This is a genomic window from Streptomyces sp. NPDC044106, assembly GCF_056433985.1.
On record NZ_JBWKFZ010000009.1, the window covers coordinates 158,102 to 171,059 of the forward strand.

Genomic DNA, 12,958 nt, shown 5'->3' on the forward strand with positions numbered 1-12,958 from the left:
CCTCAGGCCCCCTTGGCCGCGGTACGGACCAGGACGAGGCCGCCGTTCGGACCAGGAACCGCGCCCTTGATGAGGAGCAGGCCCTTCTCCGCGTCAACGGCGTGGACGGTCAGGTTCTGGGTGGTGACCCGCTCGCTGCCCATGCGACCGGCCATGCGCTGGCCCTTGAACACACGGCCGGGCGTGGCGCAGCCACCGATGGAACCGGGCTTGCGGTGCACGCGGTGGGCACCGTGGGAGGCCTTGCCGCCGGCGAAGTTGTGACGCTTCATCACACCGGCGAAGCCCTTGCCCTTGCTCTTGCCGGTGACGTCGACCTTGATACCGGCCTCGAACGTCTCGGCGGTCAGCTCCTGGCCGAGGGTGTACTCGCTGGCACCAGCGGTACGGATCTCGACGAGGTGGCGACGGGGGGTCACGTCGGCCTTGGCGAAGTGGCCCTTGAGGGGCTTGTTCACCTTGCGCGGGTCGATCTCGCCGAAGGCGATCTGGACCGACTCGTAGCCGTCGCTGTCATTCGTACGGACCTGGGTAACGACGCAGGGTCCGGCCTTGACCACGGTCACCGGGACGACACGGTTGTTCTCGTCCCAGACCTGGGTCATGCCGAGCTTCTCGCCCAGGATGCCCTTGATCTGCTTGGTCATCTTCTTCGCGCCCTTCAGAGCTTGATCTCGATGTCAACGCCGGCCGGAAGGTCCAGGCGCATCAGCGAGTCAACGGTCTTGGGGGTCGGGTCGAGGATGTCGATCAGGCGCTTGTGCGTGCGCATCTCGAAGTGCTCGCGCGAGTCCTTGTACTTGTGCGGCGACTTGATGACGCAGTACACGTTCTTCTCAGTGGGCAGCGGCACCGGGCCCGCGACCGACGCACCAGTACGCGTCACCGTCTCGACGATCTTCTTCGCCGAGGAATCGATGACCTCGTGGTCGTAGGCCTTGAGCCGGATGCGGATCTTCTGTCCCGCCATGGCTACTTAGTAGTCCTTCGTCTCGAACGCTCTGGCTCCCGGGAGGCCCTTTTTTCTACTTCCTCCGACCCACGCGGTCGGGCGTGTCGCAGTCCCGCTCACACAGTTCTCCCGAAGGAGAATCCCTGCTAGGGGCTGCGGCCCAGATGACCGCGGGTCCGGGGGAAGAAACCCACCGGGCGCCTGGCCGAGCCACCGCACCGCACTTCCCGAAAGATTCCCGTACGTCCGCCTCAGCGCTGCCTGCGGGCTTTTCAGGGCCTTCGACAGATGGGGCGACGAGTACTGTGGGACTCGCTTCCGGTCCTCCCGGCGGGAGGCGCGCAGCATCGGCACTCAACCGAGCAACCATGACAGTCTGCCATACGGGGCATGCCGGGTGCCAATCGGGCGCAAGAGGGTACCCGGTGAGTGACGGAGATCAAACCCGGGGTCGGTCGGCGCGGCGCCGACCGACGGGCCCTGAGGGCCCCTCCCCCGCCCTCGGGGGCCTCCGGGGCTCACGGGTCGCGACGCTCCCCCCGCACCGCCCTGACCCCCGCCAGGGGCCGTCAGCGCGTGAAGGCGTACGCCAGGAAGTCGGCCCATGTGGCATCCCTCACGGTCAGCCGGGGGCCGCGCGCGTACCCGTGCGGCCCTCTGGACAGCCGGTACAGCCCTGGACAACGCCTCGGCGGTTACCGTACGCAGCCGCGATGTCACTGCGAAGCGTAGAAGCGAAGCCCACGCTGAGTGACGTGAACCAGGAAATCGTCGAACTCCCGCGCCCCACCGCCCGCTTCAGCGTTCAGCTCTCCCCCACGCCTCGTGGAGCCCGTCTCGCCCGGCTTCTCGCGACCGAGCAACTCCGCTCGTTGGGGCTGCCGCTGGACCCGGCCCGCCAGATCGTCGCGGAGCTGGCGGCCAACGCCTGGCGTCCACGGCCGCGTACCGGGCCGTGACTTCCCGCTCGCGCTCTACGTCACCGCCGAGGCGCTCCGCATCGAGGTGACAGACACCTGCCCGGAACGGCTTCCCACGCCCCAACTCCCGTCCCCCGACGCCGAATCGGGACGCGGCCTGCTCCTCGTACAAGCCCTGACTCACCGCTGGGGCGTGACCGAAGACCGCTTCCCGCGCAAGACCGTCTGGGCCGAACTGCGTCTCACGCCACCGGAACCCGGCCCCTCGTGCTCCGGTACCGCTGGCGCCTTTCCCCAAGGAACGTAAGACGGAGAAAAGGCACCCCACCAAACCCCACCCGGCCCCGCCAGGGGCGGCTCACTCCCGCGAGTGAACATCACGGGCTCAGCTGGCTTTCCGGCCCCCTGATGGCCCTACTCTCGGCCCCAGCACACGAAAACAACATCAGACATGCGACGGCCCCCGCCGGGACGGCAATCCCGAGGCGAGGGCCTGACCACCGAGGAAGAGGCACTTCCCGATGGACACCCAAAACCCTAGCGCGCCCACGCGCGCCCAGTCCGCCCCTGGCGGCAATCAATCCCACGCACGGGCGACGACCCGGCACCCCCGAGGTCGAACGGACACGCGTCGACGGCCCACCGCCTCCGCCACCCCGTCCGGGATCGCCCACGAGAACACCCGCCACACCGCCCGTTTCACGGTGATCGGCAACCACCTCGCGCAGCACCAGGAGCTGTCCCTCCTGGCGATCGGCCTGGCCTGCCACATCCAGTCGCTGCCGACCGGCGCCCGCGTCGACATCAAGACGCTGGCAGCCCGCTTCCCCGAGGGAGCCACCCGTATCGCCGCGGCCCTGCGTGAGCTGGAGACACACGGCTACCTGCGCCGGGACCGCGAACGCACCCCCACCGGCCGCATCGTCACCCGCACGACCTCCTGCAACCAGCCACGCACCACCCGGCAGCACACTCCGTCGCCGAAGCCCCACCCCGAAGAGGCGCGAGCCGAGCAGGCATCCCCCTCGCCACCCCGCAAAATTCCCCGTCCCCTCCCGGCGGTACCGCACCCCACCTGCGCGGCCCCGCCGCTCCTTGACGAGGCGAACCAGCTCCTCACGGGCCTGCGCCACCACGACCCGCGCCTGATCCTGACGGCCCGCGACACGGCCCACCTGACCACGGGTGTGGTCGCCTGGCTGGAACGGGACGTCACCCTTGAGGCCGTGCGCCACGCCCTGACGCACGACCTGCCACCCACGGACCTGCGCCACCCGGCCGCCCTGCTGGCCCACCGCCTGACGGCCCTCCTCCCACCCGCACCCGCCTTCCGCACCCCGACGGCGATCCGGCACCCCCTCCAGAACTGCGACACCTGCGACCGCGCCTTCCGAGGCCCGGAGCCGGGGTCCTGCGGCGACTGCCGCGAGGCTGAGGAACCGGCGTCCGATCTGCCGTACACCCACTGACCAGCGGAAACACTGAACAATGTCCGCGTCCCCCCATCCCGAGAGCCACAGGCGACTAACCTGGCCAGTGCACTCCCGGGAGGACCGTATGAGCACGCAGGCCGACCACGGACACGAGCTGGCACCCCGCCCTGAGCACACGCCCGACGCCCTGCGCGCCGCCCTCGCCGTCGTCGCCCCGGCGCGCCTGCCGGAGATGCAGCGCACCAAGGACGAGGCCTTTGCCAAGGCCGTCGAGTGGCAGTCCCTCAGCCCGGTACGGAGCTGGGTCCTCACCTGGGCCCGGGACATCGAGATCGCGCGCCGCCCCGACCTGTCCGCCCGGCACACCCGCGCGACGCGGGACCTGGAGCACGAAGACGCCGCAGTCGCCGGGGAAGCCCTGCGTGAGCTGAGCGCTGTCCTCGACGAGGCCATGAAGGCAGTACGGGCTTGAGCTGGAGCTGGGAGTACGCCTTCGCAGCGGAAGAAGCCGCCCGTACCGCGCCACCGGCGTTCCTCGCCGAAGTGGAGCGCAAGGCCGACGAGGTGGTCAGAGCCGCCGCTGCGCTGCACGTACACGGCCGCAGCCACAAGGACGTCGACCCGAAGGGCGGCGACATCACCGTCCCCGGCGGCATGTTCCGCTACCAGATTGTCGTACGCAGCGAGCGCGTTTACGTCGTCCAGCTCACCTACCTGGGCTTCTGACCCGCGAGCAGCGCCAACGCGCACCACGCACACAAAAGGGCCCGTACGACCGAAGTCGTACGGGCCCTTCCGTTACTGCGTGTACTGCGATGCGCTCAGTTCAGAGCGACCGGGTTACCCCGATCCGCAAGCAAGTCGGGGACTTACTTGTTGATCTTGGTGACCTGGCCGGCGCCGACGGTCCGGCCACCCTCACGGATGGCGAACTTCAGGCCCTCTTCCATGGCGACGGGCTGGATGAGCTCGACGCTCATCTCGGTGTTGTCGCCCGGCATGACCATCTCGGTGCCCTCGGGGAGGGTCACGACGCCGGTCACGTCCGTGGTGCGGAAGTAGAACTGCGGGCGGTAGTTGTTGAAGAACGGGGTGTGACGGCCACCCTCGTCCTTCGACAGGATGTAGGCCTGGGCCTCGAACTCGGTGTGCGGCGTGACCGAACCGGGCTTGATGATGACCTGGCCGCGCTCGACGTCCTCGCGCTTGATGCCACGGAGGAGCAGACCGACGTTCTCACCGGCCTGGCCCTCGTCGAGCAGCTTGCGGAACATCTCGATGCCGGTGACCGTGGTGGTGGTCTTCTCGGTCTTGATGCCGATGATGTCGACGGTCTCGTTGACCTTGAGGACACCACGCTCGATACGACCGGTGACGACCGTGCCACGACCGGTGATCGTGAAGACGTCCTCGATCGGCATCAGGAACGGCTTGTCGACGTCGCGCTCGGGCTCCGGGATCGACTCGTCGACGGCCTTCATCAGGTCGAGGACGGTCTGGCCCCACTCCTTGTCGCCCTCAAGGGCCTTCAGAGCGGAGACCTTGACGACCGGAAGGTCGTCGCCCGGGAACTCGTACTCGGAGAGGAGCTCACGGACCTCGAGCTCGACGAGCTCCAGGATCTCCTCGTCGTCCACCATGTCGGCCTTGTTCAGGGCGACGACGATGTACGGAACGCCGACCTGGCGGGCCAGGAGCACGTGCTCCTTGGTCTGCGGCATCGGGCCGTCGGTGGCGGCGACCACGAGGATGGCGCCGTCCATCTGCGCGGCACCCGTGATCATGTTCTTGATGTAGTCCGCGTGACCGGGGCAGTCGACGTGGGCGTAGTGACGCGCCTCGGTCTGGTACTCGACGTGCGCGATCGAGATCGTGATACCGCGCTGGCGCTCCTCGGGAGCCTTGTCGATCTGGTCGAAGGCCGAGGCCTCGTTCAGGTCGGGGTACGCGTCGTGCAGCACCTTGGTAATGGCGGCCGTGAGGGTCGTCTTACCGTGGTCAATGTGACCGATGGTGCCGATGTTGACGTGCGGCTTAGTCCGCTCGAACTTCGCCTTCGCCACTGGGTCCTCCTGTGGAGTGGTTCTGTACGCCTTGCTTCATCGGCGCCAGGTGATCTTTGCTGGGAAGCCAGCCGCCGGGGTTCTTGCCCTGGGGTTCCGAACCCCGGCGGATGGTGTCAAGCCTAAAGCGTGAACTCGGGTGAGTTACTCGCCCTTGGCCTTCGCGATGATCTCCTCGGCGACGTTCCGCGGAACCTCGGCGTAGGAGTCGAACTGCATTGAGTAGCTTGCGCGACCCGACGTCTTGCTGCGGAGGTCTCCGACGTAGCCGAACATCTCCGAGAGGGGCACGAGGCCCTTCACGACGCGAGCACCGCTGCGCTCCTCCATGGCCTGGATCTGGCCACGGCGGGAGTTGATGTCACCGATGACATCGCCCATGTAGTCCTCGGGCGTGGTGACCTCGACGGCCATCATCGGCTCGAGCAGCACGGGACCGGCCTTGCGAGCGGCCTCCTTGAAGGCCTGCGAGCCGGCGATCTTGAAGGCGAGCTCGGAGGAGTCGACCTCGTGGTAGGCACCGTCGATGAGCGTGACGCGGACGCCAGTCATCTCGTAGCCCGCCAGGATGCCGAACTGCATGGCCTCCTGCGCACCCGCGTCCACCGAGGGGATGTACTCCTTGGGGATGCGGCCACCGGTGACCTTGTTCACGAACTCGTACGACGCGTCGCCGTCCGTGATGGGCTCGATCGCGATCTGAACCTTCGCGAACTGACCCGTACCACCGGTCTGCTTCTTGTGGGTGAAGTCGACGCGCTCGACGGTCTTGCGGATCGTCTCGCGGTACGCCACCTGCGGCTTGCCGACGTTCGCCTCGACGCGGAATTCGCGCTTCATGCGGTCGACGAGCACCTCGAGGTGAAGCTCGCCCATACCACCGATGATGGTCTGGCCGGTCTCCTCGTCCGAGTGAACGCGGAAGGAGGGGTCCTCCTCCGAGAGACGCTGGATGGCGACACCCAGCTTCTCCTGGTCACCCTTGGACTTCGGCTCGATGGCGACCTCGATGACCGGCGCCGGGAAGTCCATGGACTCCAGGATCACCGGGCTCTTGTCGTCACTGAGCGTCTCACCCGTGGTGGTCTGCTTCAGGCCCATGACGGCGACGATGTCACCGGCGCCCACCGACGCGATCTCCTCACGCTTGTTCGCGTGCATGCGGTAGATCTTGCCGATGCGCTCCTTCTTGCCCTTGACGGAGTTCAGCACCGCGGTGCCGGCCTCCAGGCGACCGGAGTAGATCCGGACGAAGGTGAGCTTGCCGAGGTGCGGGTCGCTCGCGATCTTGAACGCGAGGGCCGACAGCGGCTCGTCGTCGGACGGCTTGCGCTTGACGACCGTCTCCGGGTCCTTGACGTCGTGGCCCTCGATGGCCTCGACGTCCAGGGGGGACGGCAGGTAGCGCACGACCGCGTCGAGCAGGGGCTGGACGCCCTTGTTCTTGAACGCGGTACCGCAGAAGACGGGGGTGACGGTGGTGTCGCCGCCCTTGCCGGACGCGATGGTGATGCGACGGATCGCCGCGTACAGCTGCTCCTCGGTGGGCTCCTGGCCCTCGAGGTACAGCTCCATCATGTCCTCGTCGTTCTCCGCGACGGCCTCGAGCAGCTTGCCGCGGTACTCCTCGGCAGCCTCGGTGTGCGTGGCGGGGATGTCGACGATGTCGTAGGCCTCGCCCATCTTGGTCTCTGCGGACCAGACGAAGGCCTTCATCGTGACGAGGTCGACGACGCCCTTGAAGTCAGCCTCTGCGCCGATGGGCAGCTGCATGACGAGCGGGGTCGCACCGAGGCGGTCGACGATCATGTCGACACAACGGTGGAACTCGGCACCGGTGCGGTCGAGCTTGTTGACGAAGCAGATGCGCGGGACGCCGTAGCGGTCCGCCTGACGCCACACGGTCTCGGACTGGGGCTCGACGCCGGCGACGCCGTCGAACACCGTCACGGCACCGTCGAGCACGCGGAGCGAACGCTCCACCTCGACGGTGAAGTCGACGTGGCCCGGGGTGTCGATGATGTTGATCGTGTGGTCGACGTCGTTCAGCGGCCAGTGACAGGTGGTGGCAGCAGAGGTGATCGTGATGCCACGCTCCTGCTCCTGCTCCATCCAGTCCATCGTGGCGGCGCCGTCGTGGACCTCACCGATCTTGTACGAGACACCGGTGTAGAACAGGATCCGCTCGGTGGTCGTCGTCTTGCCCGCGTCGATGTGGGCCATGATGCCGATGTTGCGCACCTTGGCCAGGTCAAGTGAAGTGGTAGCCATGTCGGCTCAGTCTTCTCTCGGTCTCGATGTGGGTAGCGACTACCAGCGGTAGTGCGCGAAGGCCTTGTTGGACTCGGCCATCTTGTGGGTGTCCTCGCGCTTCTTCACAGCGGCACCGAGGCCGTTGGAGGCGTCGAGGAGCTCGTTGAGCAGACGCTCGGTCATGGTCTTCTCGCGACGGGCGCGGGAGTAACCGACCAGCCAGCGCAGGGCGAGCGTGTTCGCACGGCCCGGCTTGACCTCGATCGGGACCTGGTAGGTCGCGCCACCGACACGGCGGGACTTGACCTCGAGGGTCGGCTTGATGTTCTCGAGCGCGCGCTTGAGGGTGATGACCGGGTCGTTGCCGGTCTTCTCCTTCAGGCCTTCCATGGCGCCGTAGACGATGCGCTCGGCGGTGGAACGCTTGCCGTTCAGCAGCACCTTGTTGATGAGGGAGGTCACCAGAGGAGAACCGTAGACCGGGTCGATGATGACCGGGCGCTTCGGGGCGGGGCCCTTACGAGGCATTCTTACTTCTCCTTCTTGGCGCCGTAGCGGCTGCGGGCCTGCTTGCGGTTCTTGACACCCTGGGTGTCGAGCGAACCGCGGATGATCTTGTAGCGAACACCAGGCAGGTCCTTCACACGGCCACCACGCACGAGCACGATGGAGTGCTCCTGCAGGTTGTGTCCCTCACCCGGAATGTAGGCCGTGACCTCGATCCCGGAGGTCAGACGCACACGCGCGACCTTACGGAGGGCCGAGTTCGGCTTCTTCGGGGTGGTCGTGAACACACGCGTGCAGACGCCACGGCGCTGGGGCGAACCCTCGAGTGCGGGCGTCTTGTTCTTCTCGACCTTGTCCTGCCGGCCCTTCCGGACCAGCTGCTGGATCGTAGGCACTACTTCTCCGGTTTCTGTGTGCCGAATAGTAAAGCTAACCCGGAACATCACCGACCCACGCGGTCGGGTGTGTCGAATGCTGCAGACTCCCGCCGCAAGGCGGAAAGGGGCGCAGATCACGGTGGCCGTTGACGGACTCGCATCGCGGTTGAGGACACGCGCACGAGCCCAGGCACACCCCAGGCACAAGGTATGAGCGTACCTACCTCATCGAGTCTGGTCAAAACAAATGCGGTGGGGGGCGACACGCCGGGCATCTGGCCGCATCGTGGACACCCCGGCCGCCCGCATCCTGGCCCGCCACGGCCCGGCGACGGCCCTTCACGGCCACCACGTCGGCCCACCGGCCCCCGACCCGGACCGACCCGGCCCAGGGCCGCCCCGGCGCCGTGAGCGCCTCCTACGCCGAAGGGCGGCCACCCCGTCCCCGGGATGACCGCCCTTCAGTCCGACTCAAGCGACTGGCTCGCCGCGACTACTGGTTGTACGGCCCGTAGTCGTAGTCCTCCAGCGGCACGGCCTGACCCGAACCCGTCCCGAAGGGCGAGTAGTCGATGTCGTCGTAGCCGACGGCCGAGTACATCGCGGCCTTCGCTTCCTCGGTCGGCTCGACCCGGATGTTGCGGTAGCGGGAGAGACCCGTACCGGCCGGGATGAGCTTACCGATGATGACGTTCTCCTTGAGGCCGATGAGGCTGTCGGACTTGGCGTTGATCGCCGCATCCGTCAGGACTCGGGTCGTCTCCTGGAAGGAGGCGGCCGACAGCCAGGATTCCGTCGCCAGCGAGGCCTTGGTGATACCCATCAGCTGCGGACGGCCGGAGGCCGGGTGGCCGCCTTCCGTGACCACACGACGGTTCTCGGTCTCGAACTTCGAGCGCTCGACGAGCTCGCCCGGCAGCAGCTCCGCGTCGCCGGACTCGATGATCGTCACGCGGCGCAGCATCTGCCGGATGATGATCTCGATGTGCTTGTCGTGGATCGACACGCCCTGGCTGTTGTAGACCTTCTGGACCTCGCCGACCAGGTGGACCTGGACCGCGCGCTGACCGAGGATCCGCAGCACGTCGTGCGGGTTGGTGGCACCGAAGGTGAGCTTCTGGCCCACCTCGACGTGGTCACCCTCACGCACGAGGACCTTGGCGCGCTTCGAGATCGGGAAGGGAGTCTCGTCGCTGCCGTCGTCCGGCGTGACGACGATCTTCTTGGTCTTCTCGGTCTCCTCGATACGGATGCGGCCTGCCGCCTCCGAGATCGGGGCGACACCCTTGGGCGTACGAGCCTCGAAGAGCTCGACGACACGGGGCAGACCCTGGGTGATGTCGTCACCGGCCACACCACCGGTGTGGAAGGTACGCATCGTCAGCTGCGTGCCGGGCTCACCGATGGACTGGGCGGCGATGATGCCGACCGCCTCACCGATGTCGACCAGCTTGCCGGTGGCGAGCGAACGGCCGTAGCAGAAGGCACAGGTGCCGACCGCCGACTCACAGGTCAGGACCGAGCGGGTCTTGACCTCCTCGACGCCGTTGGCGACCAGGGCGTCGATGAGGACGTCACCGAGGTCGACGTTGGCCGGCGCGATGACCTTGCCGTCGATGACGACGTCCTCGGCCAGCATGCGGGCGTACACCGAGGTCTCGACGTTCTCCGTCTTGCGGAGCACACCGTCCTCGCCCTTGACCGCGATCTTGAGCTTCAGACCGCGCTCGGTGCCACAGTCCTCCTCGCGAATGATGACGTCCTGCGAGACGTCGACCAGACGACGGGTGAGGTAACCGGAGTCGGCGGTACGCAGAGCCGTGTCCGCCAGACCCTTACGGGCACCGTGCGTGGAGATGAAGTACTCGAGGACGGTGAGGCCCTCACGGAACGAGGCCTTGATCGGACGCGGGATGGTCTCGTTCTTCGCGTTCGACACCAGACCACGCATACCGGCGATCTGCCGCATCTGCATCATGTTTCCTCGGGCACCCGAGTCAACCATCATGAAGATGGGGTTCGTCTTGGGGAAGTTCGCGTTCATCGCCTCGGCAACCTCGTTGGTCGCCTTGGTCCAGATCGCGATGAGCTCCTGCGTGCGCTCGTCCTTGGTGATCAGACCGCGCTCGTACTGCTTCTGGACCTTCTCGTCCTGCGCCTCGTAGCCCGCGACGATCTCCTTCTTGGCCGCGGGGACCACGACGTCGGAGATGGCCACGGTGACGCCGGAACGGGTCGCCCAGTAGAAGCCCGCCGCCTTCAGGTTGTCGAGCGTCGCCGCCACGATGACCTTGGGGTAGCGCTCGGCGAGGTCGTTGACGATCTCGGAGAGCTGCTTCTTGCCGACCGAGTAGTCGACGAAGGGGTAGTCCTCGGGCAGCAGCTCGTTGAAGAGCGCGCGGCCAAGCGACGTACGCAGCCGGAAGCTGTCGCCCTGCTGGTACGGCCGCTCCTCGACGCCGTCGTCCCCGGCCTCGGAGACCGGCGGGGTCCAGCCGCGCGGCGGGATGGTGCCCACCGGGAAGCGGATGTCGACGGACGACTGGAGAGCGAGCTCGCCGGCGTCGAACGCCATCATCGCCTCGGCGGTGGAACCGAACGCACGGCCCTCGCCCTTGGTGTCCCGCAGCTCGCCGTCGGTGGTGAGGAAGAACAGACCGAGGACCATGTCCTGGGTCGGCATCGTCACCGGACGGCCGTCGGCGGGCTTGAGGATGTTGTTCGAGGACAGCATCAGGATGCGGGCCTCGGCCTGCGCCTCCGCGGAGAGCGGCAGGTGCACGGCCATCTGGTCACCGTCGAAGTCCGCGTTGAACGCGGTGCAGACGAGCGGGTGGATCTGGATGGCCTTGCCCTCGACCAGCTGCGGCTCGAAGGCCTGGATGCCGAGGCGGTGCAGCGTGGGCGCACGGTTCAGGAGAACCGGGTGCTCCGCGATGACCTCTTCGAGGACGTCGTACACGACCGTGCGGCCGCGCTCGACCATCCGCTTGGCGCTCTTGATGTTCTGCGCGTGGTTCAGGTCGACCAGGCGCTTCATCACGAACGGCTTGAAGAGCTCGAGCGCCATCGCCTTCGGCAGACCGCACTGGTGCAGCTTCAGCTGCGGACCGACGACGATCACGGAACGCGCGGAGTAGTCCACACGCTTGCCGAGGAGGTTCTGACGGAAGCGGCCCTGCTTGCCCTTGAGCATGTCGGACAGCGACTTCAGCGGACGGTTGCCGGGGCCCGTGACCGGGCGACCACGACGGCCGTTGTCGAAGAGCGCGTCGACGGCCTCCTGGAGCATGCGCTTCTCGTTGTTCACGATGATCTCGGGCGCGCCGAGGTCGAGAAGCCGCTTCAGGCGGTTGTTGCGGTTGATCACGCGGCGGTACAGGTCGTTCAGGTCGGAGGTCGCGAAGCGGCCACCGTCCAGCTGCACCATCGGACGCAGGTCCGGCGGGATGACCGGCACGCAGTCGAGCACCATGCCCTTGGGGCTGTTGCTGGTCTGCAGGAACGCGGAGACGACCTTCAGGCGCTTGAGCGCACGGGTCTTCTTCTGGCCCTTGCCGGTACGGATGATCTCGCGGAGGCGCTCGGCCTCCTCGTCGAGGTCGAAGGACTCCAGGCGCTTCTGAAGCGCCGCGGCACCCATCGAGCCGTCGAAGTACGTGCCGAAGCGGTCACGCAGCTCGCGGTAGAGCAGCTCGTCGCCCTCGAGGTCCTGGACCTTGAGGTTCTTGAAGCGCGACCAGACCTCGTCCAGACGGTCGATCTCGCGCTGCGCACGGTCGCGCAGCTGCTTCATCTCGCGCTCGGCACCTTCGCGCACCTTGCGGCGCACGTCGGCCTTGGCGCCCTCGGCCTCAAGCTCGGCCAGGTCGGTCTCGAGCTTCTTGGCGCGGGCCTCCAGGTCGGAGTCGCGACGGTTCTCGATCTGCTGGCGCTCCACGGAGACGTGCGCCTCCAGGGAGGGCAGGTCGCGGGTGCGGCGCTCCTCGTCCACGAACGTGATCATGTACGCCGCGAAGTAGATGACCTTCTCGAGGTCCTTCGGGGCGAGGTCGAGGAGGTAGCCGAGGCGCGACGGGACGCCCTTGAAGTACCAGATGTGCGTGACGGGCGCGGCCAGCTCAATGTGGCCCATCCGCTCACGGCGCACCTTGGCGCGGGTGACCTCTACGCCACAGCGCTCACAGATGATGCCCTTGAAGCGGACACGCTTGTACTTGCCGCAGTAGCACTCCCAGTCCCGGGTCGGGCCGAAGATCTTCTCGCAGAAGAGTCCGTCCTTCTCGGGCTTGAGCGTGCGGTAGTTGATGGTCTCCGGCTTCTTGACCTCGCCGTGGGACCACTGTCGGATGTCGTCCGCGGTGGCAAGGCCGATCCGCAGCTCGTCGAAGAAGTTGACGTCGAGCACTTTGTCGTCAATCCCTCTTTCGGGGTCGAGTCTCAATCATGGTCT

Annotated in this window: 10 protein-coding genes and 1 pseudogene; 4 read left to right on the forward strand and 7 right to left on the reverse strand. The window is 66.9% G+C overall.

Annotated elements, in window-relative coordinates; genetic code table 11:
* Positions 1–2: 2 nt before the first annotated feature.
* The gene (gene rplC, locus AC07DI_RS18020; RefSeq protein WP_055564825.1) at positions 3–647 is read right to left on the reverse strand and encodes a 50S ribosomal protein L3; all 645 of its coding nucleotides are present in this window, start codon (positions 645–647) and stop codon (positions 3–5) included.
* 14 nt (positions 648–661) lie between these two features.
* On the reverse strand, positions 662–970 hold the full coding sequence (gene rpsJ / locus AC07DI_RS18025) for a 30S ribosomal protein S10 (protein ID WP_003948644.1): 309 nt from the start codon (positions 968–970) through the stop codon (positions 662–664).
* Between the two features lie 737 nt (positions 971–1,707).
* Between rpsJ and AC07DI_RS18030 the strand changes: the two are divergent.
* The 4 genes and pseudogenes from AC07DI_RS18030 to AC07DI_RS18045 all read left to right on the forward strand — a co-directional run bounded on the left by AC07DI_RS18030 (position 1,708) and on the right by AC07DI_RS18045 (position 4,031).
* Positions 1,708–2,179, forward strand: a pseudogene (locus tag AC07DI_RS18030) (ATP-binding protein).
* A 214-nt stretch (positions 2,180–2,393) separates the two neighbouring features.
* Positions 2,394–3,341: a helix-turn-helix domain-containing protein gene (locus AC07DI_RS18035; protein ID WP_478905187.1), complete on the forward strand. Its 948-nt coding sequence runs from the start codon at positions 2,394–2,396 to the stop codon at positions 3,339–3,341.
* An 88-nt stretch (positions 3,342–3,429) separates the two neighbouring features.
* Positions 3,430–3,777 carry a hypothetical protein gene (locus AC07DI_RS18040; RefSeq protein WP_384250455.1) on the forward strand — a complete coding sequence of 116 codons (348 nt, stop codon included), beginning with the start codon at positions 3,430–3,432 and terminating at the stop codon, positions 3,775–3,777.
* Positions 3,774–4,031, forward strand: a complete 258-nt coding sequence (locus tag AC07DI_RS18045; protein ID WP_478905188.1) for a hypothetical protein — start codon at positions 3,774–3,776, stop codon at positions 4,029–4,031. Before AC07DI_RS18040 ends, AC07DI_RS18045 begins: the two co-directional genes overlap by 4 nt.
* Before the next feature lie 143 nt (positions 4,032–4,174).
* Here the strand turns inward: AC07DI_RS18045 and tuf are convergent, their stop codons facing one another.
* The 5 genes from tuf to AC07DI_RS18070 all read right to left on the reverse strand — a co-directional run bounded on the left by tuf (position 4,175) and on the right by AC07DI_RS18070 (position 12,913).
* Complete coding sequence (gene tuf, locus AC07DI_RS18050) at positions 4,175–5,368, reverse strand: elongation factor Tu (protein WP_362994426.1); 1,194 nt, start codon at positions 5,366–5,368, stop codon at positions 4,175–4,177.
* Between the two features lie 144 nt (positions 5,369–5,512).
* Complete coding sequence (gene fusA, locus AC07DI_RS18055; protein ID WP_478905189.1) at positions 5,513–7,639, reverse strand: elongation factor G; 2,127 nt, start codon at positions 7,637–7,639, stop codon at positions 5,513–5,515.
* A 39-nt stretch (positions 7,640–7,678) separates the two neighbouring features.
* Entirely contained in the window at positions 7,679–8,149 is a 471-nt protein-coding gene (gene rpsG, locus AC07DI_RS18060) for a 30S ribosomal protein S7 (RefSeq protein WP_055553483.1), read from the reverse strand.
* Positions 8,150–8,151: 2 nt separating this feature from the next.
* Positions 8,152–8,523 carry a 30S ribosomal protein S12 gene (gene rpsL / locus AC07DI_RS18065; protein ID WP_003948652.1) on the reverse strand — a complete coding sequence of 124 codons (372 nt, stop codon included), beginning with the start codon at positions 8,521–8,523 and terminating at the stop codon, positions 8,152–8,154.
* A 475-nt stretch (positions 8,524–8,998) separates the two neighbouring features.
* The gene (locus AC07DI_RS18070; RefSeq protein ID WP_478905190.1) at positions 8,999–12,913 is read right to left on the reverse strand and encodes a DNA-directed RNA polymerase subunit beta'; all 3,915 of its coding nucleotides are present in this window, start codon (positions 12,911–12,913) and stop codon (positions 8,999–9,001) included.
* Between the last annotated feature and the right edge of the window lie 45 nt (positions 12,914–12,958).

Coding starts and splice junctions, on each gene's coding strand:
- rplC (WP_055564825.1), bottom strand. CDS start 647: ATGACCAAGCAGATCAAGGGCATCCTGGGCGAGAAGCTCGGCATGACC.
- rpsJ (WP_003948644.1), bottom strand. CDS start 970: ATGGCGGGACAGAAGATCCGCATCCGGCTCAAGGCCTACGACCACGAG.
- AC07DI_RS18035 (WP_478905187.1), top strand. CDS start 2,394: ATGGACACCCAAAACCCTAGCGCGCCCACGCGCGCCCAGTCCGCCCCT.
- AC07DI_RS18040 (WP_384250455.1), top strand. CDS start 3,430: ATGAGCACGCAGGCCGACCACGGACACGAGCTGGCACCCCGCCCTGAG.
- fusA (WP_478905189.1), bottom strand. CDS start 7,639: ATGGCTACCACTTCACTTGACCTGGCCAAGGTGCGCAACATCGGCATC.
- rpsG (WP_055553483.1), bottom strand. CDS start 8,149: ATGCCTCGTAAGGGCCCCGCCCCGAAGCGCCCGGTCATCATCGACCCG.